The sequence below is a fragment of the Actinokineospora baliensis genome, assembly GCF_016907695.1.
In the GTDB taxonomy this organism is placed as follows: domain Bacteria; phylum Actinomycetota; class Actinomycetes; order Mycobacteriales; family Pseudonocardiaceae; genus Actinokineospora; species Actinokineospora baliensis.
The window spans coordinates 5,935,734-5,958,004 of sequence record NZ_JAFBCK010000001.1; the positions used below are offsets into that span (position 1 = coordinate 5,935,734).

Genomic DNA, 22,271 nt, shown 5'->3' on the forward strand with positions numbered 1-22,271 from the left:
CCCCGCCAGTTCCCACCCGCATCCACAACTCCCGCCTGTCCCCAATGCGGCAGCACTCCACAACCTCCGCATCCACAACACCCCCAGCGGCCCACAACACCCAGCCGATTCACAACGCCGAACCTGTCCACAACCCCAGCGGTCCACAACGCGGTGCCTGTCCACAACCCGCGAGCCATCCACAACACCCACCCCCATCCACAACGCCGATCTTGTCCACAACACGGCCACTCGCCCACAAGTCGACGCCGCGCACAGTGCCGATCCGCTCACCGCCCGAAGTCATCCACAGCCCCACCACGAGCCCCCCGTCCCGCCCTCCCCGCCACTAGACTGGATTCGGGGGCTGCTCACCCCGACTCGATCATGAGCGCAGGTCTCGAATGCGTCGCGTTCGGACGTACCCGGGGGCGTGGCCGGTAGCGTGCCGGTCCATGCAGTTGCCCTGGAGTGCCGCCCCGCGCGCGGCGGTGTCCAGCCCGTTGACGGTGTTGGTGGCCTTTGTGGCGGCGCTGTTGCTGAGCTTCGTCGGCGCGGCGGCGGTGTTGCACGCTGATTCGGCGGGGTCGGCGGCTGTGGCGTACCAGGCCGGGCGGTTGTGCGGGCAGACCGTGCCGCCGGTGGTGGACGGGAATCGGGTGAGTGTGGCCGACGCCAACACCGTCGCGCGGGTGGCCCTCGACCAGGGGCGGCGGGCCGGGTTCGACACCGCTGTCACCGCCGTGTACTCGCCGGTGCGGCAGTGGGACTTCAACGGGCCGCACCCGTGGTCGCAGTTCGGCTACCGCGACGGCGCCATGGACAACCTGCGAGTCCTGGAAGGCGGCGACCGCACCGGGGTCTGGGTACCGCGGAGCATCGCCGACGACGCCGGGATCAAACTCGGCGACCGCGGGCTCAACGGCACACTACCGCCAGTGACCGCGATCTACGCCGACATCACCGACCCGGTACCCGCGTACTGGTGCTCCGAACAGCAGCGCATCGTGCCCAACCCCCTCGCCACCGAAGGCGCCACCGCAGCGGTCATCTGGTTCCCCACCCTGGAAGGGTTCACCACCGCCATGGGCCCGCTCAGCGGCAACGCCGCCGCGGTCACCGTGCGGTTCCCCGCCCCCCTGCCCACCACGACCGACGAGGCCGCAGCACTCGTCGCCAGGGGCAAGTCCGTGGTCGACGGGATCACCGCGCAGCTGAGGTCGCAGGACAAGGCCCGTCTGGTGATCGCGTCGAACTACTTCGCCAAGCCCGCGGAGGTGGCCAGGTCCGCCGGGTCGACGGTGCTGGGCGCGGTGCTGCCGTTGACGGTGATCAGCCTGCTGGTCGGCTTGGCCGGGGTCGGCGCGGTGACCGTGCAGTGGGTGCAGCGGCGGCACGCCGAGTTGCGGTTGTTGTGGGCGCGCGGCGCCGGTCCGCGCGCGCTGGGCTGGCGGGCGGTGTTGGAGTTGGCGGCGCCGCTGCTGGCCGGTGCGGTTGCTGGGTTGATCGCCGCGCGAATGACCCTGTCCTGGTACGCGCCGTCGACCGCGTTGACCGACGGGACCATGGCGCGAGCCGCACTGGTCGCCGTCGGGGTGCTGGTGGCGGCGCTGGTCGTGGTCGGCGCGGTCACGGCGCTGCGGACGCACCGGGAGTTCCAAGCGGTAGGCCCGCGCCGGACGTCGCGGGTGTGGCGCTACGTGCCGTGGGAAGTGATCACCGCGACCGCCGCGTACCTGGCGTGGGCGCGCCTGGACAGCACACCGACGAAGCTCCAATTCGGACAGCCGTTGCCGCAGACGGCGGACGCGGTCGGGTTGGCCTTCCCGCTGCTGGTCGTGCTCACCGTCGCGCTCGTCACCGTCCGCCTGACCCGCTGGGGCCTCAAAGCCGCGCACCGGGCGAACCTGTGGCGACTGCCCGCCGCACACCTGGCGCTACGCCGACTCGCCGCCGCGGCCGGGTCCGCGGTGGGCATCCTGCTGGTCGGCACGCTCGCGGTGGGCACGTTGACCGTGGGTGTCGGGGTCGCGGACGCGCAGAGCGAGGCGCTGGACACCAAATCCGGTCTGTTCGTCGGTGCGGAGTCGACCGCGCAGATCCCGGGTCGGGTCGCGCTGGCCGGCCTGCCGCCCGCGCTCGCCGAACACGCGACGGTCGTGGGCGTGGTGAAGACGGGCCAGAGCATCGTCCTCGCGGTGGACCCGGCGACGTTCAGCCGCTCGGCCTGGCTCGGCGACCGCGACCCGGCCGACGTCGCCAACCAACTGTCCACACTGGCCAGTCCGGGTGCCGCGCTGCGTGTTGGCTCCACTTCGGACAGACCAGCTGAAGTGCCCCGGGTCGGAACTGTGCGACCAGTCGCGCAAGTCCCGTCGTTCCCGCTGATCGGCACCGGCCCCGGCTACGTCGTGTCCCGCGACGCCCTGGCCGACCCCGAGGACATCGACGTCTGGCAGGTGTGGTCGACCAAGCCGATCGCGGAGCTGGTCGCCGACCTCGACGCGGCCGGGATCCACCACCTGCACTCGCGGTCCAAGGCGCTGGCGCTCGACGGCCTGCCGTTCCTGACCGTCACCTGGACCTTCGACTTCGTCACCGCGCTCGGCGTTGTCCTCGCGATCGTCGCCGCGGCAGCGCTGGTGCTGGCGGTGGAGGTGCGGCGCAGGCAGAACGCCGTGGCGGGCGCGCTGGCGACCCGGATGGGCCTGCGGCAGCGGACATTAGTGGCCAGTCACCTGACCGAACTGGGCTCGCTGGCAGGCGTGTCCGTGGCGGCGGGCAGCGCGGCCGGTGCGGTGTGCGCGGCGGTGTCGGCGCCGATGCTGGACCCGTCGCCGTGGTTGCGGCCAGTGGCGGGCGCACCGGACCTGGTGCCGCTGGTCTCGACCACGACCTTGGTCGCCGCCGCCGTGGTGGCGCTGGTCTGCTGGTCGGCGGTGCGCTCGGTGACCACCGCCCGCGTGGGGGAGCTGATCCGTGGCTGAGCCGATGTTCGACGAAACCCCGCCGCTCTACGAACTCCGCGACGTCCACGTCCGTTACCGCACGCCAACGGGCCTGGTCACGGCGGTCGGCGGAGTCACGTTCGACGTGCTGCCCGGTGGCATCACCGTCCTGGCAGGCCCTTCCGGCTCCGGCAAGTCCACCCTGCTGCGGGTGCTGGGCCTGATCGACCGGCACACCAGCGGATCCGTCGCCTGGCAGGGCCGCGACGTCGGCAGGCTCACCCACCGGGCTCGGCGCGCCGTGCGCCGCGACCGGATCGCGGTCGTCTTCCAGGCGCCACCGGACAACCTGATCGGCCACCTGACCGTCGCACAGAACCTGCGCGCCGCCGCCCAGTCCGCCGGGCACCCGGACGCCGACCCCGAGATCCTCGACTGGCTCGGCATCCCCGGCACCGGCGGGTGGCGGATCGGCGCGCTGTCGGGCGGTCAGCAGCAGCGCCTGGCCTTCGGCTGCGCGCTGGCCAGGAAACCGACCGTCGTGCTGGCCGACGAACCCACTTCGCAGCTCGACGCCGCGTCGGCCGCGCTGGTGCTCGACGTGCTGCGCCGCCTGGCCGGGCGCGGTGTCGCCGTGGTCGCAGCCTCCCACGACCCGGACCTGGTGGACCTGGGCGAACGGGTCGTGCGGCTGCGCGAGGGCTTGATCGAGGAGGCGGCGTGACCGCGTTGCTGGCCCGCGGGGTGACTCGCGGTTTCGACCACCCGGACGGCCGGATCGAGGTGCTGCGCGGAGTCGACCTGGACATCGCCGCCGGTGAGGTCGTCACCGTGTCGGGGCGGTCCGGGTCGGGCAAGAGCGCGCTGTTCGCGCTGCTGTGCGGGTTCGACAGGCCCGACTCCGGCACGGTCGAGCTGTGCGGGGCGCCGCTGCCCGCGGTCCCGGCGTGGGAGGACTGCGCGGTGCTCCCCCAGGCGCTCGGTCTGGCGCAAGAGTTGACCCTCGCGGAGAACATCGCGCTGCCATTGCGTTTGTCGGGCAGGCGCGGCGAAGTCGCCGACCGCGTGCGGGAGCTGATGGTCGAACTCGGCATTGATGCGCTCGCCGACCGGTACCCGCCGGAGGTTTCCTATGGTCAGCAGCAACGCGCCGCTTTGGCCCGCGCGGTTGCGATCCGCCCTCGGGTGTTGCTGGCCGACGAGCCGACCGCGCATCTGGACCACGACAGTGTGCAAGCGGTGCTCGGCTTGGTGCGCAGGACCGCGAGCGAGGGCGCCGCTGTCCTCGTCGCCACCCACCACGACGAGGTGCACCGTGTCGCGGATCGCGGCCTGACGTTGGCGAACGGCCGGATCGCCGCGACCTGAGCCGGTACGGTGTTCGTGACGAATCGGGCGGGGACGAGGAGCGGGGGCGCCGTGCTGGGGATGACCGAGGTGACCGGCCGCGAAGGCACCTGGGTGTTCGACTACGACGCGGTGCGGCTGGCCCCCGCCAAGGGCGCGCACCCGCTGCGGCTGGCGGTCGGCGAGCTGAGCGTGCCGCTGGCGGCGATCGGCGGGCTCCGGTTCGAGAACGACCGCAAGGGCGGGCACCTGCGGTTGCGGCCCCGCGCGGGCGCCGACCCGCTGACCCACGCCACCCGGGGCGCGCTGCCGGAGATCGCCGACCCGTACCGGCTGACCATCGACCCCAAGGCCGCTGCGTCCGCCGAGTACTTCGCCGATGGGGTCCGCGACGCGATGCTGGTCGCCCAGGTGCCCGACGGACCGGCCGAGCAGTGGTTGCTGGCCGGGCCGGACGTGCCGCTGTCGACCACCGGTGAGGACGGGATCGCCTCGTTCGACGGTGAGCGGGTGCGGTTCGAGTGGGGCTGGGCCGCGGAGTCGTCGAAGCGCTCCGGCGGCAACCGCGAGGTCGACGTCAGCGAACTGGTCGGCATCGAGTGGACGCAGAAGGCGGTGCGGCTGCGCCCGGTCGGCCCGCACGGCTCCCAGGCGGCGTCGCACGACCCGAACTGCTTCCGGTTGTGGGGCTTCAAGAAGGACATCGCCGCGTCGGCGCTGCTGGCGGCCGCGGTAACGGCCCGGCTGCCGCACCCATCGGCGGGCCCGAGCACCTCGGTGTCCACAAGCGACAGTCCACTCGATCAGGACACGGTGCTGCGCCGCCTGCGCGAACTGGGCGAGCTGCGCCGCGACGGGATCCTGACCGAAGAGGAGTTCAGCGCGGCCAAGCAGGCGCTGCTGCGCAAGCTGTAGCCACACCGCCTAGACTGGGCGGCGATGCTGCGACGGTACCGATTCCACGCCGCTGTCCTGTTGCTGGTGCTCGTGCTGGCGAGCGCCATCCTGATCGTCCTGCCCGGACCCGCGCCAGCGCCGTCCCCGCCGACCGGCGTGCCCAGGGTGCTGGTGGCCATGGGCGACTCCACCATCTCGGGTGAGGCGGCAGGCGACTACGAAGCGGGCACCGACGGCACCAACGGCAACTGGTGCCACCGCTCTCGCGCCGCGTCGATCCACCACACAGGACTGCGCTCGATCGACGAGACGATCAACCTGGCGTGCTCCGGTGCCCCGTCCGCCCAGGTGGGCCTGGGTGACGCGGTGCAGTACACCGAGGGGTCGCAGGCCGCCCGGCTCGGGGCGCTGGCCCGCCAGAAACGGGTCGTGGCGATCCTGGTCGCGGCGGGCGCCAACGACGACCCGGCCTTCTCGCACGTGCTCGACAGTTGCGTGCAGGCGTGGCTGGACCAGGCGAAACCGGCGTGCTCGGAGTCGGTGGGCGGGCAGTGGCAGGAACGGGTCGACAAGATGGTGCCCAAGGTGGTCCGCGCCCTGACCGACATCCGCTCGGTCATGTCCGACGCGGGCTACCAGCCCACCGACTACCACCTGGTGCTGCAGTCCTACGCGGCCCCGATCAGCCCGGACGTGCGCCCCGGCCTGCGCAACCTCAACGGCTGCCCGTTCCGCGAGGCCGACCTGCGCTGGGTCCGCGCCGAGGCCGTCCCCCGGATCACCGAGGGCGTCCGCCAAGCCGCCCGCACCACCGGCGCCCGCCTGCTCGACGTCTCCCGCTCCGGCGTCGGCCGCGAGGCCTGCTCCCGCGACGACCCCGCCCAGGAGTGGTTCAGCCGCCTGTCGGTCCGCTGGAACGACCTCGGCAGCGACGACCGCGCGTCCCACGCCCTGCAGGAGTCGTTTCATCCCAACGCGGCTGGGCACCTTCAATTGGGCCGCTGCTTCGGCGAGTTCCTGGTGACCGACGCCCGCGCCGCGGCGTGCCTGCCGGGCGCGGACGGGGAACTGCACGCGGCCACGACGATCGGGCCGTGATGACGTGGTGAGGGGGCGGGGTGGACTCGTTATGGACCGGGCTGGGCGTTCTGCTGGCCGTGCTGGTGCTGATCGCGGTGGTGCTCGTGGTCGTACTGGTCCGCAAGCACCGCCGAGTGCACCGGCCGGACACGCCGGTGCCGACGAAGGTGGCGTACTGGCTGTCGCTGGCGTACACGGCATTCCCGATCGACGTACTGCCCGACCCGGTGTACTTCGACGACATCGTGGTCCTGACCAGCGGCCTGATCTACGTGAGCACCTCGCTGCGCCGGAAAGATCAGAGCGCTGGGGAGCGGCCCTCGTAAGGGGTCGACAGCACGACCGTTGTCCGGGTGGAGACCTTCGCCGATTCGCGGATCTTGCGGAGGAGGTCTTCCAGATCCGCTGGCGACGCGACCCTGACCAGCAGCACGTACGACTCGTCGCCCGCCACCGAGTAGCACGACTCGATCTCGCTGATGTGCTGCAGCCGTTGCGGATAGTCATCAGGAGCGGCCGGGTCGATCGGGGTGAGGGAGATCAACGCCGTCAAGGGCAGGCCGATGGCTTCGGCGTCCAAGCGGGCCGAGTAGCCGCGGATCACCTCGCGTTGCTCCAGGCGGCGAACGCGTTGGTGGACAGCGGAAACGCTGAGGCCCACGCGTTCGGCGAGGTCGGTGAAGCTGCGTCTGCCGTCGGCGGCGAGTTCCCGGACTATGGCCTTGTCGATGGGTTCCAGTTCGCTCATCCGGGCAGCACCACGAGCTCGTGCGGCTGGTTGTTGACCGACTCGACGCCGTCCTCGGTGACCACGACGATGTCCTCGATGCGGGCGCCCCAGCGGTCGGGCAGGTAGATGCCCGGCTCGACGCTGAAGGCCATGCCCGGCTCCAGCACCAGGTCGTTGCCCGCCACGATGTACGGGTGCTCGTGCACGTCGAGGCCGATGCCGTGGCCGGTGCGGTGGATGAAGTACTCGCCGAAGCCCGCGTCGGCGATGACCTGGCGGGCGGCGGCGTCGACGGACTCGGCGGTGACGCCGGGGCGGACGGACTCGACCGAGGCGCGCTGGGCGGCGGCCAGGACCGCGTAGGTCTCGGCGACATCGGCGTCACGGGGGTCGCCGACGGAGTAGACGCGGGTGCTGTCGGAGTTGTAGCCGTCCGCGGTGGAACCGCCGATGTCGATCACCACGACGTCACCGGCGGTGATGACCCGGTCGGACAGGCTGTGGTGCGGGCTGGCGCCGTTGGGACCGGACCCGACGATGACGAACTCGACCTTGGCGTGCCCCTCGGCCACGATCGCGGCGGCGATGTCGGCGCCCACCTCGGCCTCGGTGCGGCCCGCGCGCAGCCACTCCCCCATCCGGGCGTGCACGCGATCGATCGCGGCACCTGCGACGCGCAACGCCTCGACCTCGGCCGCATCTTTGCGCATCCGCAGCTCGCGCAGCACCGGACCGGCGAGGACGTGCTCGGCACCGGGCAGCGCCGCACGCAGCGGGAACGCGTGCAACGCGGGCAGCACATCCCCCACCGCCACGACCGACGGCGACCCCAGCGCACCGGCGACTAGCGCGTACGGGTCCTCCCCGTCGACCCAGGTCGCCAGCCGGACACCCAGCGCCTCCAGCGGCACACCCGCGTACCCGGGGGCCTCGAGCTTGGGCACGACCAGCAAGGCCTCGTCGCCCGCAGCGGGCACGACCAGGGCGGTGAGCCGCTCGAACGACGACCCGGACCCACCGATCAGGTACCGCAGATCCGATCCCGGCGCGATCACCAGGGCGTCAGCGCCCTGCGCGGTGGCGGCGTGCCTGGCGCGCTGGAGCCGGGCGCGCAGCAGATCGGGGTCGGCGGAGGTGACGGTGGTCGACATACCCCGCAGCCTAGCGCCGATGTCGGACCGATTCAGGCGGCCTCCGACACTGGGGTCCAACGGCCCCCGCTTCAAGATCACATCGAGCTGAGCAGCCCCCGTTTCCAGCCTGCCAGAGGGCACCGACAGGAAGGGGCGCCGCCCGGTGGGCCTGTGGGCAACTCGGCGGGGCGTGTCGGTTGTGGACCAGTTCGGGGTTGTGGACGGCTCAGCGGTTGTGGACCGGCCCGGTGTTGTGGACCAACCGGGGGGTTGTGGACGGCGCACGGGTTGTGGACGGGCCCGGAGGTTGTGGACACGCAGCGGGTTGTGGACCGATTCGAGGGTTGTGGATCAGTCCGGCGTTGGGGACCGGTTCGGGGTTGTGTACCAACCGGGGGGTTGTGGACGGCGCATGGGGTGTGGACGGGCCCCGAGGTTGTGAATCGGCTGGGGGGTTGTGGACCGACTCGCGGGTTGTGGGCAGGTCTGGCGTTGGGGACGGCTTCAGGGGTTGTGGACGGCTCGGGATGGACCGGCAGGAAGTGGTGGATCGGCAGCAGGCTGTGGATCGGTTCCGGGTTGTGGACCAGCCGAGGGGTTGTGTACGGGCTCGGAGGTTGTGGACGGCTCGGAGGTCGACCGGCAGCACGTTGTCGACCGGCAGCAGGCTGTGGATCGGATCCGGGGTTGTGGATCGGCTCGGGGGTTGTGGATCAGTCCGGCGTTGTGGACCAGTCGAAGGGTTGTGGACAGGCGGCGGGTTGTGGATCGGCTCGCGGGTTGTGGACCGGCAGCAGGTTGTGGACACCTCGGGGGTTGTGGATCAGTCCGGCGTTGTGGATCAGCCGGGGGGTTGTGGACGGGTTGGGCGGTTGTGGACGAGTGCGGCGTTGGGGAGGGGTCAGGTGGTCGCGGGGATGCGGTGGTCCATCTGGCGCCAGGTCGGGAACAGCAGGGGGCACAGGGTGGCGCCGAGGTAGACGACGGCGCCCGCCCACAGGGTGGCGACCAGGCCGAAGCCCTCGACCGACAAGCCCGCCAGGGCCGTCCCCAGCGGCATGCCGCAGTAGGCGCCCGCGTACATCACGCCGAAGACCATCGGGAGCACCGACTCGGGCACCCGCTCGTACTGGGTCACGCCCAGCACCGGGTTGATCGCGCCGACCCCGAGTCCCAGCACCGCCCACAACACCAGCACCACCGGTAGCGGCGCGCCCAGCGCCAGCACCACGAACCGGGGAGCGCCGCTGAGCAGGAAGGCGAACGCGAAGGTCAGCCTGCGGGGCAACCGCGGTCCCGCCCAGGCGAAGGCGAGCGAGCCGGTCAGGGCGGCGGCGTTGAACACGCCGGACATCAGGCCGAGCGCGATGCTGCTGTGCAGGACGTCCTTGGCGAAGACCGGCATCAGGACGGAGAAGAACGCCGCGTCGAGCAGGTTGGTCACCGAGATCATCAGCACGATCCCGCCCATCAGCCGGTCCTGCCGCAGATACGCCAGGCCGCGCCGCAGACGGGTCAGGTACCGCCCCGGCTCGGTCTCGGCGGCGCCGCCGACCACGGGCACGAACGCGCGGATCAGCAGCGCCGACACCAGGAACGTGCCCGCGTCCACCAGCAGCACCGACTGCGGCCCGATCACCGCGATCAGCACACCGGCCAGGGGCGCGCCCAGCATCCGCGCGCCCCTGGACACCCCGTCGTAGCCGCTGGCGGCCCGTTCGCCGCTCACTCCGGTCACCGCGATCAGGCCGGGCATCATCGACTTCCGCGCGGTCTCCCCCGGCGCCACCGCCATGCCCAATGCCACCGCGAGGACGAGGAGCGCGCCGAAGGGCAAACCCACCGTGGCGTGCAGCAGCGGGATGGTGGCCACGACCGCCGCGGCCGCCAAGTCCGAAGTCACGCTGACCGCGCGGCGGCCGAAGCGGTCGACCACCGGCCCTGCCAGCAGCGCCGCGACCACCGTGCCAACCACCTCGGCGCCCGCGGTCAACCCCGTCTTGGCGGCGCTACCCGTGGTGGCGAGCACGAACCACGGGACCGCCAGCACGGTCATGATCGACCCGCAGGCCGAGAACGCGTTCGCGGTCAACAGCGCGATCAACGGCAGCCGACGCGAGATCCCCCGTGACCGGCGCTCGGGGTCGACCGCGGTCGGGGCACTCACGTGTTCTCCCCGGAGGGGAACATCTGCACCTGGATGGTGACGATCTCGTCGCCATCGGCGGGTTCCCGGTGGTAGCGCTCGACGAGCTCGTTGACCTCGACCGCGAGTTGCCGCAGTTCGCCGGGGGTCAGCGACATCCGCCAGTCCGACAGATCCGACACGTGACGCCAGTCGTCGGGCAGGGCGTGGCGGGTGCGGACGTAGCGGGCGGCGCGTTCGTAGCCGAGGTCGATCAGCGCGGTGAGGAACGTGCCATAGGCGTCCTGGGTCTCGGGGTCGTCGGGCATGGCGTGCGAGACGACCTGGGTGACCTCCTGGGCGGCCCGCCACCAGCGCTCCCGGCGGTTGCCGCGCTCGGTGTCCTCCTCGATGAACCCGGCGTCGGCGAGTTGGCGCAGGTGCCAACTGGTCGTTCCGGAGCTCTCGCCTAGGCGAGCGGCCAGACCTGTCGCTGTGTTGGGGCCGTGTGCCCGCAGCACGCCCAGCATCCGCATCCGCAACGGGTGCGCGATGACCTTGAGCGTGTCCGCACCGACCCGGTTGTACCGCCGTGGCTCCGCCATGGTCGCGACCGTACAACCGCAGAGGGAAATTTGCAAAGGACTCTCTGCGGTTAGGTGTGGCAGGCTCACCCCCGTGAGCGGACCTCTCGTGCTGTTGGACTCGGCGAGCCTGTACTTCCGGTCGTTCTTCGCGCTGCCGGAGTCGATGACCTCGCCGGACGGTGTCCCGGTCAACGCGGTGCGCGGGTTCGCCGGGATGATCGCCCAGATCCTCACCGACCGGCACCCGTCGCGGCTGGTGGCCTGCCTGGACGCCGATTGGCGGCCCGCGTTCCGGGTCGAGGCGATCCCCAGCTACAAGGCGCAGCGGGTGGCCGACCCGGCGGTCAACGCCGAGGAGGTGCCGGACACGCTGACCCCGCAGGTGCCGATCATCATCGACCTGCTCGACGCCCTGGGCATCGCGACCGCCGAAGCCGCGGGCTACGAGGCCGACGACGTCATCGGCACCCTGGCGCACCGCGAGTCCGCCGCACCGGTGGAGATCATCACCGGCGACCGCGACCTGTTCCAGTGCGTGCGCGACGAGCCGACCCCGGTGCGGGTGGTGTACGTGGGTCGGGGCTGGTCCAAGGCCGAGGAGATCGGCCCCCAGGAACTCGCCACCCGCTACGGCCTGCCCGCCGAGGGCCTCGCCTACGCCGACATGGCCGTCCTGCGCGGCGACCCCTCCGACGGCCTGCCCGGCATCACCGGCATCGGCGAGAAGACGGCGGCGAAGCTGATCACCAAGTTCGGCTCCCTCGCCGCCCTGGTCGACGCCGCCGCCGCGGGCTCCAAGGACGTCCCCCTCAAGGTCCGCGAAGCCTTCACCCACGACGCCGACTACCTGGCCAAAGCCCCCCTGGTCGTCCGAGTCGCCACCGACGTCCCCATCGAAGCCACCGGCACCCCCGAAGTCCCCCACCCCGTCGACGTGAACCGCGTCCGCGAACTCCAAACCCGCTGGTCCCTAGGCTCCTCCGTCGACCGCCTCCTCAAGGCCCTAGCCCCCTAGCCCCACCGCGCGCATCGCCACACCAGCACCCAGTCGATCGCCGAGGCCCATCCGTGACGGTGAGTCCGGGTGCGCGGCGGCGACCAAGACCACGAGCGTAGGCGGCCAGACGGCCGGAGCACGCGAAGTGTGGAGGCGTCGCCGACCTCGATCAGGATGCGGGCGGCGGCCCTGACTTCGATGCCGGGTATCGAGGTCAGGACCCCGGCACAAGGGTGCGCATCAAGTTCCCCTCGACCTGCTCGATGATCTGTTTCCGTTGCTGGAGGACGGTTTTCAGGCTGCCCACCAGCCGCGGCAAGACCGCGTCAGCGGCGGCGGCTGGGACGACGGCGGTCTGCTCGCCCAGCGCCGTCATGATCGCCTCGACCAGATTGTCGCCAATGTGGGGCCATGGACCTTGGCAATCGCGGTGAGTTTGCGGCGGCCCGCCTTGGGCGATGCCGGTCGAGCCGCCGCGGCGAGGCAGGATTTCCAGCACCGCCGGTGGCCGGCCTTGGCACCGATGGCGTGTTCGAGGGCGGGATGGATGCCGGTGACCAGGCCCCGTATCCGATTGCCGAGGCGGATGGCTTCGCCAGCCAGGTCGCCGTCGAACCCGATCAGCACCCGGTTCGGCCAGTGCGTCGTCACCGACATCGACCGGCAGCGGAGTGCGAGGCAGGGACCGGGCCGCGACGGCGAGTACGAGGTGGTCGTGCGTGGCAACGGCCAACCACGAGGAGCGGATCGCACTGCTCCGGGCCGAACATGGCCTTCGCGGCAAGAACGTCCGCCCTCAATCGCCACGCGCCGCCGCCGAGCAGGCCAGCCGTCACACAAGATCGTTTTGCCCACACCGAGCGACGCACAGCCCCCACCCTCCCTGGGGGGCGTCCCTGTTCCAGTGTACCGGGCCGCACCGACAGTTGATCTTGAGAGGCCGGTGCGGAGATCGACATGTGGATAGATCTTGTCGCTCGGGTGGGTGAAGTTTCTGGGGGCTAGAAGAAGGTGCCGCACCAGGAGGACTCGGGGACGGCGAATGCTGTGTCGGCGCGGGCGGCGCCGCCGGGGGTGTGTTCTTGTAGGCGGCCGATGGTGGCCAAGGGGCGGGGGCGCCAGGTGCCCAGGTAGAGCATGGCCAGCACGGAGACATCCAGGGACAACTCCGCTGGGGCGGTTGTGCGGGTGGCTCCGTCTGGGGTGAGGCGGTAGTGGCCGGAGTTGGCGGGCAGCACGGGGTCGTCTACGGCGATGACCACGGTGGCGGAGCCGTAGGGGCGGGCCGCCAGGGCTTTGGGGACGTCTACCAGGCGCAGCCACAGGTCTGAGCGGGCTTCGCGGGCGGTGACCGGCCGGGGGTCGAGCAGGGCCTCTTCGACCGGTTCGTCGGTTGGGCGGGTCCAGACGGTGATCTCGTCTACCAGGTCGATGCCGAGGAGGAACCGCCAGAGCCCGTAGAGGGCGTCGGGGGTGCTCGCCACGAAGTCCTCTACCGCCAGGGTCGCGTTCGTCCCGGGCAGCGCGCCCTGCGTCGGCCGGTACATGAGGTACCCGTCGTCGCCGTCGGGTCCAGTGTGGACGGCCAGCACGATGTGCTCGCCCGCCGCGAAAGCACGCTCGTAGAAGACCGTCCACCAGTACCCCGGCCGGGCGATCGCGCCGGGCCTGGTCCGGCCGACGCGCTCGTAGATCCCCGGCAGCACCGCGAGCGCCTCGTCCGTCGACACCAGCCGCACCCGGCCGCCCGCGGGGGCTCCGGGTCGGAACTCGACGTTCTTGGGGGACACGGTCAGCTTGGCGCCCTGGGTGGCCATGCCGTAGCCGAAGCGGCCGTAGATCACCGGTTCGGTGGGGCGCAGCGCGGCGAACACCTCGCCGCGCGCAGCGATGTCGGACAGCTGGTGGTGCATCAGTTCGCGCAGGACACCCCGGCGGCGCTGGTCCGATCGGACACCGACCCGGGTCACCGCCGCCATCGGCAGCACGCCGCCGCCGGGCACGACGAGATCCGACGACCACGCGAACGCCGTGCCCGCCAACGCATCGCCGCGGAAGGCGCCCAGTGTGCGGCCGGGCTCATAGGACCTGCGGCCGACAGCCCACTGCTCGTCGGTCACCGGCAGGGCGTGCAGGGCAGCGCGGAACAACCCCAGCGACTCGCGCCACTGGGCCTCGTCAAGGGTGCGGATCTCGATGTCGGACACACGCCGCATCCTGCCCGGGGACGCGGCCGAAAGCGAGGCGGTTACTTGTCGGCGGGCGGGGCCACTTCGTACTCGCCGTTGGTGTTGCGGACGGTGATGGTGACCGTCTTCTTCTCCCCGCCGATCGTGACCTCGCAGGAGAACTGGTTGTCCTTCTTGACTTCCTGGTCCGACGGGCAGGTCACCGACTCGACGCCCTCGATCCGGTACTTGTCGGTGAGGATCATCTTCACGCCGTCCTGCACGGCGCTGACCTCGAAGACCTTCTTGGTGAACCAGCCGGGCGTGATGAACCCCAGCACCGCCACCGCGCCCGCGATGACCACCACCGCGGCCACCAGCACCCAGATCCAGGCGCCGCCCTTCTTCTCCTGCGGCGGCATCCCCGGGTACTGCTGGTACTGCCCGAACTGCTGCGCCTGCTGCCCGCCGTACCCCGGGTACCCCTGCTGCTGGGGCTGCTGGCCGTAGCCGTACTGCTGCTGGTTCGGGTCGCCGTAGCCGGGCTGCGGCTGCTGCTGCCCGTACCCGGGATACCCCTGCTGCGGCTGCGGCTGCGGGTACCCCTGCGCGGGGAACCCACCGGACGGGGGACCGGGGGGCTGTCCGTAAGGCTGCTGCTGACCCCACTGCTGCGGGTCCTGCTGCCCACCGGACGGCCCGTAGGGGCTGCTCATCACTCGCCTCCGCCAGATCTGTGGCCCGTCGACGCCCCGCGCGCCGCCGCTGCTGGGAGTTCACGCTGCACACCGCTTGCGGGCGATCAAACCACAGTGATCCCCCACCGACACACCCAGCCCGGGTGGTGAACCGAAAACATCCGGCGCGCCACCCGGGCTCCGCGACCCGTCACGCGGTCGCCAGGGCGATGACACCCCGGCGGATGCCGCGGACCGCCTCCGCGGCCGCCTTGCCCACCGGGTCCTCGGCCCCGACCACGTCCCTGATCTGGTCGAGCAGGTCGATCACCTGCCTGCACCAGCGCACGAAGTCGCCAGCGGAGAGCTCCTGGCCTGCCGAGTCGGCCGCGGTGATCACCTTCTCCAGCGACTCGCCGCGCACCCACCGGTAGACCGTCCAGGCGAACCCGGCGTCGGGCTGGCGGGTGCGGTCGAGACGGTGGTGGCGCTCGTCGGCCTCCAGCTCCGCCCACAGCCTGGCGGTCGCGGTCATCGCGTCCGTCACCGCGCCACCGGGAACCCGCGCCTCGACCGCCCCGTCCCGACGCGCCTCGTACACCAGCGACGACACCACCGCCGCCAGCTCCGCGGCACCCAGGCCCCGCCACACGCCGTGCCGCAGGCACTCCGCGGCCAGCAGGTCGGACTCGCTGTAGAGCCGCGCCAACCGGCGGCCGTGCTCGGTCACCACCTGCTCGCCGTCCTCCCCCGGCGCCAGGTAGCCCCGGGCGGCCAGCAGGCCGCGGATGCGGTCGAACGCCCTGGCCAGCGAGTGCGTCGTCGCGGCGACCTTGCGCTCGACCTGCTCGGTCTCCGACAGCAGGCGGTGGTAGCGCTCGGCCCACCGGGCGTGCGCCTCCCGGTCCTGGCAGCCGTGGCACGGGTGCGCCCGCATCGCCCGGCGCAGCGCCGCCAACTCGGCGTCGTCGTCGGAGCCCGACCGGCGCCGCACCCGCGCGGGCGCCTCGATCCCGGCGGCCCGCACCGTCGCGGCCAGGTCCCGGCGCGACTTCGGCGACCGGATGTCGACCTGCTTGGGCAGCCGCACCCGGCCGAGCGCTTCCACCGGTGCCGGGAAGTCCGACACCGACAGCCGACCGGCCCACCGGTCCTCGGTGACCACGAGCGGCCGCGGCTCCCCCATCGGGTCCACGCCCGGGTCGATCACCACGGCCAGCCCGGAGCGGCGCCCGGCGGGCACCGCGATGACGTCGCCGCGGTGCAACTGCTCCAGCGAGTGCGCGGTCTCGGCCCGGCGCTGGGCGCTGTTCTGCCGCGACAGCGCCTTCTCCCGGTCGCCGATCTTGCGCCGCAGCTCGGCGTACTCGGTGAAGTCGCCCAGGTGGCAGGTCATCGACTCGGCGTACCCGGTCAGCGCCTCGTGGTTGCGGTCGAGCTTGCGGGACAGGCCCACGACCGACCGGTCCGCCTGGAACTGCGCGAACGACTGCTCCAGGATCTCCCGCGCCTGCCGCGCGCCGAGCCGCTCCACCAGGTTGACGGCCATGTTGTAGCCGGGCCGGAACGACGAGCGCAGCGGGTAGGTGCGGGTCGAGGCCAGCCCGGCGACCTGCTTGGGGTCCACCCCCGGCTGCCACAGCACCACCGCGTGGCCCTCGACGTCGATCCCGCGCCGCCCGGCGCGCCCGGTCAGCTGGGTGTACTCCCCCGGCGTCAGCTCGACGTGCGCCTCGCCGTTGTACTTGACCAGCCGCTCCAGCACGACGGTGCGGGCGGGCATGTTGATGCCCAGCGCCAGCGTCTCGGTGGCGAACACCGCCTTGACCAGGCCGCGGACGAACAGCTCCTCCACGGTCTCCTTGAACGCGGGCAGCAGCCCGGCGTGGTGCCCGGCGAACCCGCGCTCCAGCGCGTCCTTCCACTCCCAGAACCCCAGCACCGCCAGGTCGGCGTCGGGCAGGTCCTTGGTCTTGGCGTCGACGATCCGCCGCACCTCGGCGACCTCGTCCTCGGTGTTGAGCCGCAGCCCGGACCGCACGCACTGCGTCACCGCGGCCTCGCAGCCCGCCCGGCTGAACACGAACACGATCGCGGGCAGCAGCTGGGCGGCCTCCAGCCGCTGGATGACCTCGATCCGCGACGGCGGCTTGAACCTCGGCCCGCGCGCGCCAGCCGCCCGTCCGCCCTTGGCCCTCGGGTTGTGCCACGGCGCGTGGACCCGCCCGACCTCCTCGGTGCGGCGCACCAGGTGCGGGTTGATCCTGGCCTCGCCGTCGGGCCCCTCGCCGACGAACAGGTCCAGCAACCGACCGCCGACCAGCATGTGCTGCCACAGCGGGACCGGCCGGTGCTCGTCGACCACGATGGAGGTGTCGCCGCGCACCTCGACCAGCCACTCGCCGAACTCCTCGGCGTTGCTGACCGTGGCCGACAGGCTCACCAGGTTCACCCACTCCGGCAGGTGCAGGATCACCTCTTCCCACACCGGGCCGCGGAAGCGGTCGGCGAGGTAGTGCACCTCGTCCATGACCACGTACCCGAGCCCTTCGAGCGCGGGCGACCGCGCGTAGAGCATGTTGCGCAGCACCTCGGTGGTCATCACCACGACCGGGGCGCTGCCGTTGATCACGGTGTCCCCGGTGAGCAGGCCGACCGACTTGGGCCCGTAGCGGGCGGTCAGGTCGGCGAACTTCTGGTTGGACAACGCCTTGATCGGGGTGGTGTAGAAGCACTTGCGGCCCTCACCGAGGGCCAGGTGCACGGCGAACTCGCCGACCACCGTCTTGCCTGCCCCGGTCGGCGCGCACACCAGCACGCCGTGGCCCTCCTCCAAGGCCGCGCACGCCCGCTGCTGGAACGGGTCGAGGTCGAACGACAGCTCGGCGGCGAACTCCGCCAGCTTGGGATTTCTGCTGCGCGCCCGGGCCGCGGAATACGCCTGCGCCGGAGAGCGGGATGAACTGGCGGACACGGCACCAAGACTTCCACATCAGACCGACACTCGTCGCGCGAACTTTCCGGGTCAGCCCACGACGGTCAGGGCGCCGGGCACGCAGTCCACCGCCACCGGCAGCGGACCCAACCGCTCACCGTCGGCGTAGGACACCCAGCCGTTGTCCGGTCCGAGCTCCACCCGCCGCGTGCGCAGGGTCCGGACGAACGGGTGCCGCACGTGGTCCCCGGTGCGCAAGGTCGGCAGGATCCGCAGCAGGTCCAGCCTGCTCGCCCGGCCGACGACCGTCACGTCCAGCAGTCCGTCGGCGGGGTCGGCGCCGGGGCAGACCGGGATCCCGCCGCCGTAGTACCCGGTGTTGCCGACCGCCACCATGGTCGCCTCGAGCTCGACCCGCTCGTCCTCGGTGATCACGACCAGCCGCTGGTGGCGCAGCGCTGCCAGCTCCGCCACGATCGCCAGGTCGTAGCGGCGCCGACCGTGCGGCCAGCGCATCCGGTTGACCCGCTCGTTGACCGCCGAGTCGAACCCGGCGCACAGCACGCTGCCGAAGTAGGGCCCGCCGTCGAGTTTGCCCAGGTCGATGCGCCGCCGGGTGCCGTTGACCAGCGCCTTTGCCACCGCGTCGGCCGCCGGGACCGGGTCACCGGGCAGTCCGAGCGCGCGGGCGAGGTCGTTGCCGGTGCCCGCGGGGACAATGGCGAGGTCCACGTCGTGCTCGGCGCAGAACTGCACGCCCTGGTGCACCGACCCGTCCCCGCCGAGCACGACCAGCACGTCCAGACCTGCGTCTTTGGCCTGGACCATCAGCGCCCGGGACTGCTCAACGGTGTCAGCCGACACCACGGTCAGCTCGTCGACCACAGGCCGGATCCGCGCCACCACAGCGTCCAACGCCCGCCCCGCTGCGCCATGCCCAGAACCCGGATGTACCGCAAGCGCCACCCGCATTGCCGCGAAACCTCCCGAAGACGACCATGCCCGGCACTCCACAAGGGAGTGCCGGGCATGGTACCGACCGGGGTGATCAGGTCACGTCGTCGTAGCCGCTGGGTTTGCGGGGTTCGGCGGGCGGGGTCTGACTGGTCTGGGCCACCGGCTCGGCGGGCGGTTCAGCCGCGGCGACGGGGCCGGTGTCGAAGGACATCGGGGTGGCCTCGTCGTCGGACAGGCCCGCGTTCGGGTCCTCCAACGCCTCCCGGCGCTCCTTGCGGCGGTCGTGGATCCGCGACACCTGGATCGCGAGCTCCACCAGGATCGCCATCGCCACGGCGAGCACCACCATGGAGATCGGGTCGGTGCCCGGCGTGGCGAACGCCGCGAAGACGAAGACGCCGAAGATGATGCCGCGCCGCCACTTGCTCAGGTTCTCGTAGCGCAGCACGCCGACCCGGTTCAGCATGATGATCAGCAGTGGCACCTCGAAGCTCACGCCGAAGATCAGCAGCATCACCAGCACGAACGACACGTACGCCGAGCCGTTGAGCGCGGTGATGAACGCGTCGCCACCGAAGGACACCAGCACGCTGAGGCCCTGCGGGATCACGAAGAACGCCAGCACACCACCTGCGGCGAACAGGATCGACGCGAGGAAGACGAACACCGTGGCGAACCGGCGTTCCTTCGCGTAGAGGCCCGGGGTGATGAACGCCCAGAGCTGGTAGAGCCACAACGGGGCGGTCAGCACCATGCCCGCGGCGATGCCGACCTTGAACTGGATCATGAAGGCTTCGAACGGCTGGGTCTGCAGCAGTTGGCAGGTGCCGTTCGGGGACAGGCGCACCGAGGGGGGCAGCGCGCAGTACGGGTCGATCAGGACCTGGCTCAACGAGGGAACCGGGCCCAAACGGACCTCGAACCAGATGAAGCCGAAGACTCCACCGAGCAGGATGAACAGGACAGCCCAACCGAGTCTGGTGCGCAGCTCGTACAGGTGATCCTTCAGGGACATCGTTCCGTCGGGATTGTGCCTGCGACTGCGCAGCTTGCGCTTCTCGCGACGGCTTGGCACCCGGCGGAGCGACTCGTCGCTCGCCACCGTGGGGACCGGCTCTCTCAGCCCGCGTTCTTCTGGGTCGGCTGTTGGCTCAGCTTGCGCTGCAGCTCATCGATCTCCGCGCGCATCTGCTCCGGCGACTGCTCCGGCTTCGCGGCGGGCAGCGCTGCGGCGGGCTGGACCGCCCCCGGCTTGTCGGTGGCCTTGTCGTCCTCGTCGTCGGCGCGCATGCCCTTGGTCTCGGCCTTCAAGATGCGCATCGACTGCCCGAGGGAGCGCGCCATCGCGGGCATCTTGCGCGCCCCGAACAGCAGCACGATCACCACCGCGATGATCAGGATTTCCCAGGGTCCCAGGTTCACGACCGTCCTCCAGTCTCGCCTCGCCCCGCCCATGCTACGCGAGACGAGCGCCTACGTTGAGCCACCGCGACCCGCAGACCCGCGGTCCGCGCGCGCAGCAGTCCGGTTTCGTCACCGAATGTCGCCTTCGCCGCAGTGAGGACGGCCCGGGTCCTGCCCAGCACGCGAACCACGCGCACCAGCAGGAGACCCAGCAGCGCGAACCCGATCACGAGCAGCGCCGCACTCGGCAGGAAAGGCACGGCTCGCACTCTACCGCCAGGCGGGTTGCTTTCCGCACACCGCCGAACGTGCGCGACGCGAGGTTCAGGTGGCCGAGAGGTGACGATCCAGCCGCGCCACGGCGGCGGCCGCCTGCGCCAGCACCGCTTCGGCCAGCTCAGCCGGTTCCTCGACCACGACCTCGCCGCCCTGACCCAGCACCAGCCGCACGAGCCACGAGCTGTCGGAGTAGCGCATCCGCACCCGCAACCTGCCGCCGTCGAGCTCCTCGACGTCCTCCACCGGGTAGTACTCGGAGATCCACCGGGCGTCCGGGCGCAGCACCAGCCGGGCCGAGCGCTGGTCGGGGGCGGCCCGGAACAGGCCCTCGGAGGTGTCGGTCGGCTCGGCGTAGGGCGGCGGCGCGGCGGGCTCGTCGAGCACGACCACCTCGTCGACCCGGTCCAGCCGGAACAGCCGGACCCCCTCGGCGCGGCGGCACCACGCCTCCAGGTAGCCGCGGCCGTCGACGATCAGCACCCGCATCGGGTCCACGGTCCGCTCGGTCATCTCGTCCTTGGACGCGGTGTAGTACGAGATCCGCAGTGCCCGCCCCGCGCGCAGCGCCGACTGCACCACCTCGCGCGCCTCGGCGGTCTCCGCGGCCTCGCGGACCCCGAGGCCGACCTCGACCCCGCCCGGCCTGGCCTGGCCTGCGGCCGACTCGATCTTGGCGACCGCGCGGCGGATGGCGTCCGCCTCGGCCACCCCAGGGGTGTCGAGCAGGGCGCGCAGCGCGACCAGCAGCGCGGTGGCCTCGGCGCCGGTGAGCCGCAGCGGCCTGCGCATCCCGGCGTCGAAGGCGACGGTGACGGTGTCCTCGTCGAAGGAGATGTCGATCAGGTCGCCGGGGCCGTAGCCGGGCAGACCGCACATCCACAGCAGCTCGAGGTCCTTGCGCAGCTGCTTGGCCGACACGCCGAAGTCGGCGGCGGCCTCGTCGATCAGGATCCCCGGCCTGGCCAGCAGGTAGGGCACCAGCGCCAACAACCTCGGCAGCCGCTCCTGGGCAGCGGTCACATCGGCCCCCTCGCCGCGGCCAGCAGCCGCTCCCGCACCGACTTCGCCAGCACCTCCGGCTCCAGCACCAGCACGTCCGCGCCGTACCCGGCGATCCAGCCCGCCGCGGTGTCCGGGTACAGCAGGTCCAGCTCGACCAGGTCGCCCGCGATCCCGTCGACCTCCCGCTCCCCCACGACCCGCGCCCGCCGTCGCAACCCGGCACCGCGCCCGGCGGCGATCCACAGCGACGCGGTGGCCGACTGCGGCGGCTCGGCGTTGTTCGTGTTGGCCACGAAGGCCATCAGGTTCACGTCGTCGGGCCTGCGCACCGCACCGGGCTTGCCGACCTTGCGCACCTCCCCGACGATCCGCGACAGCCGGAAGCAGCGCGGCGCACCGCGGTCGCGGTCGTGGCCCACCACGTACCAGCGGCTGCGCCAGGAGACGACACCCCACGGTTCGAGCTGGCGCTGCCGCAGCTCCGCGGGCGAGGGGCGGCGGTAGTCGAAGGCGACGGCCTGGCCCGCCTGGACGGCCGCGAGCAGCGGACCGAACGCGGGCTCGGTGGTCCGGACCTTCGACTCGACAACGGTCGGCGCGCTCTGATCCACGTCGACCCCGGCGGCGCGCAGCTTCAGCAGGGCACCGTGCGCCGCACCGGTGAGCTCCGGGGAGTCCCACAGCCGCACCGCGAGCGCGACCGCGGCCGCCTCGTCTGGCTCCAGGTCGATCTCGCCGAGCTCGTAGTCCCGGCGGGCGATCCGGTACCCGTCGACGGTGTCGACGACCTTGGTGCGGCCGACCTCCAGCGGGATCCCCAGCTCCCGCAGCTCGGTCTTGTCCCGCTCGAAGGTCCGGAAGAACGCCTCGTCACTGGGCGCGTCGGAGTACCCGGGCACGATTCCCCGGATCTTCTCGGCGCTGAGGTACTGGCGGGTGGACAGCAGGCACAGCACCAGGTTCACCAGGCGTTCGGCGCGTGCGACAGACACCAGCGAACCATAACGCCCCTGCTCCCGGCGGCGG

General features: G+C 71.7%; 20 protein-coding genes and 1 pseudogene. 7 read left to right on the plus strand and 14 right to left on the minus strand.

Annotated features, from left to right (window positions below):
• The first annotated feature begins 434 nt into the window (after positions 1–434).
• From JOD54_RS26400 to JOD54_RS26425, 6 genes are read left to right on the plus strand one after another with little or no spacing between them, the layout of a single operon-like run.
• Positions 435–2,966 (plus strand): ABC transporter permease, encoded by a 2,532-nt coding sequence (locus JOD54_RS26400; RefSeq protein WP_204454271.1) that lies wholly within the window; start codon positions 435–437, stop codon positions 2,964–2,966.
• 4 nt (positions 2,967–2,970) lie between these two features.
• A complete protein-coding gene (locus tag JOD54_RS26405) occupies positions 2,971–3,651 on the plus strand; it encodes an ABC transporter ATP-binding protein (RefSeq protein WP_204456623.1) in 681 nt (226 codons plus the stop codon).
• Complete coding sequence (locus tag JOD54_RS26410; RefSeq protein WP_204454273.1) at positions 3,648–4,295, plus strand: ABC transporter ATP-binding protein; 648 nt, start codon at positions 3,648–3,650, stop codon at positions 4,293–4,295. Before JOD54_RS26405 ends, JOD54_RS26410 begins: the two co-directional genes overlap by 4 nt.
• 60 nt (positions 4,296–4,355) lie before the next feature.
• Positions 4,356–5,189, plus strand: a complete 834-nt coding sequence (locus tag JOD54_RS26415) for a DUF4429 domain-containing protein (protein WP_239575281.1) — start codon at positions 4,356–4,358, stop codon at positions 5,187–5,189.
• A gap of 24 nt (positions 5,190–5,213) precedes the next feature.
• Positions 5,214–6,269: a GDSL-type esterase/lipase family protein gene (locus JOD54_RS26420; protein WP_204454277.1), complete on the plus strand. Its 1,056-nt coding sequence runs from the start codon at positions 5,214–5,216 to the stop codon at positions 6,267–6,269.
• Positions 6,270–6,289: 20 nt separating this feature from the next.
• Complete coding sequence (locus JOD54_RS26425; protein ID WP_204454279.1) at positions 6,290–6,577, plus strand: YkvA family protein; 288 nt, start codon at positions 6,290–6,292, stop codon at positions 6,575–6,577.
• On the opposite strand, the gene JOD54_RS26430 is transcribed toward JOD54_RS26425, so the two are convergent.
• The 4 genes from JOD54_RS26430 to JOD54_RS26445 form a co-directional block, all read right to left on the minus strand.
• Positions 6,550–6,999 carry an Lrp/AsnC family transcriptional regulator gene (locus tag JOD54_RS26430; protein ID WP_204454281.1) on the minus strand — a complete coding sequence of 150 codons (450 nt, stop codon included), beginning with the start codon at positions 6,997–6,999 and terminating at the stop codon, positions 6,550–6,552. The genes JOD54_RS26425 and JOD54_RS26430 overlap by 28 nt on opposite strands.
• A complete protein-coding gene (locus JOD54_RS26435; protein WP_204454284.1) occupies positions 6,996–8,132 on the minus strand; it encodes a M24 family metallopeptidase in 1,137 nt (378 codons plus the stop codon). The genes JOD54_RS26430 and JOD54_RS26435 overlap by 4 nt, the downstream gene beginning before the upstream one ends.
• Before the next feature lie 883 nt (positions 8,133–9,015).
• Positions 9,016–10,281, minus strand: coding sequence for an MFS transporter (locus tag JOD54_RS26440; protein WP_204454287.1), 1,266 nt, complete (start codon positions 10,279–10,281; stop codon positions 9,016–9,018).
• A complete protein-coding gene (locus JOD54_RS26445) occupies positions 10,278–10,844 on the minus strand; it encodes an ArsR/SmtB family transcription factor (protein ID WP_204454290.1) in 567 nt (188 codons plus the stop codon). Before JOD54_RS26445 ends, JOD54_RS26440 begins: the two co-directional genes overlap by 4 nt.
• 73 nt (positions 10,845–10,917) lie before the next feature.
• Between JOD54_RS26445 and JOD54_RS26450 the strand changes: the two genes are divergently transcribed.
• Complete coding sequence (locus JOD54_RS26450; RefSeq protein WP_204454292.1) at positions 10,918–11,841, plus strand: 5'-3' exonuclease; 924 nt, start codon at positions 10,918–10,920, stop codon at positions 11,839–11,841.
• A gap of 94 nt (positions 11,842–11,935) precedes the next feature.
• Here the strand turns inward: JOD54_RS26450 and JOD54_RS26455 are convergent.
• The 10 genes and pseudogenes from JOD54_RS26455 to JOD54_RS26500 all read right to left on the minus strand — a co-directional run.
• Positions 11,936–12,538 (minus strand): annotated as a pseudogene (locus tag JOD54_RS26455) (transposase); the annotation flags it as partial.
• Between the two features lie 286 nt (positions 12,539–12,824).
• Positions 12,825–14,030: a GNAT family N-acetyltransferase gene (locus JOD54_RS26460; protein WP_204454295.1), complete on the minus strand. Its 1,206-nt coding sequence runs from the start codon at positions 14,028–14,030 to the stop codon at positions 12,825–12,827.
• Between the two features lie 41 nt (positions 14,031–14,071).
• On the minus strand, positions 14,072–14,707 hold the full coding sequence (locus tag JOD54_RS26465; RefSeq protein ID WP_204454297.1) for a DUF4333 domain-containing protein: 636 nt from the start codon (positions 14,705–14,707) through the stop codon (positions 14,072–14,074).
• A 172-nt stretch (positions 14,708–14,879) separates the two neighbouring features.
• Entirely contained in the window at positions 14,880–17,642 is a 2,763-nt protein-coding gene (locus JOD54_RS26470) for a DEAD/DEAH box helicase (RefSeq protein WP_204454299.1), read from the minus strand.
• A gap of 51 nt (positions 17,643–17,693) precedes the next feature.
• On the minus strand, positions 17,694–18,575 hold the full coding sequence (locus tag JOD54_RS26475) for a diacylglycerol/lipid kinase family protein (RefSeq protein ID WP_204454302.1): 882 nt from the start codon (positions 18,573–18,575) through the stop codon (positions 17,694–17,696).
• A 76-nt stretch (positions 18,576–18,651) separates the two neighbouring features.
• Positions 18,652–19,575 carry a twin-arginine translocase subunit TatC gene (tatC, locus tag JOD54_RS26480; protein WP_204454304.1) on the minus strand — a complete coding sequence of 308 codons (924 nt, stop codon included), beginning with the start codon at positions 19,573–19,575 and terminating at the stop codon, positions 18,652–18,654.
• 104 nt (positions 19,576–19,679) lie between these two features.
• Complete coding sequence (tatA, locus tag JOD54_RS26485) at positions 19,680–19,982, minus strand: Sec-independent protein translocase subunit TatA (protein ID WP_307860291.1); 303 nt, start codon at positions 19,980–19,982, stop codon at positions 19,680–19,682.
• Positions 19,979–20,224, minus strand: coding sequence for a bacteriophage holin (locus JOD54_RS26490; protein ID WP_204454309.1), 246 nt, complete (start codon positions 20,222–20,224; stop codon positions 19,979–19,981). The genes tatA and JOD54_RS26490 overlap by 4 nt, the downstream gene beginning before the upstream one ends.
• Before the next feature lie 64 nt (positions 20,225–20,288).
• The gene (locus tag JOD54_RS26495; RefSeq protein WP_204454311.1) at positions 20,289–21,263 is read right to left on the minus strand and encodes a helix-turn-helix transcriptional regulator; all 975 of its coding nucleotides are present in this window, start codon (positions 21,261–21,263) and stop codon (positions 20,289–20,291) included.
• Positions 21,260–22,237, minus strand: a complete 978-nt coding sequence (locus tag JOD54_RS26500; RefSeq protein WP_204454314.1) for a helix-turn-helix transcriptional regulator — start codon at positions 22,235–22,237, stop codon at positions 21,260–21,262. Before JOD54_RS26500 ends, JOD54_RS26495 begins: the two co-directional genes overlap by 4 nt.
• Positions 22,238–22,271: the final 34 nt, after the last annotated feature.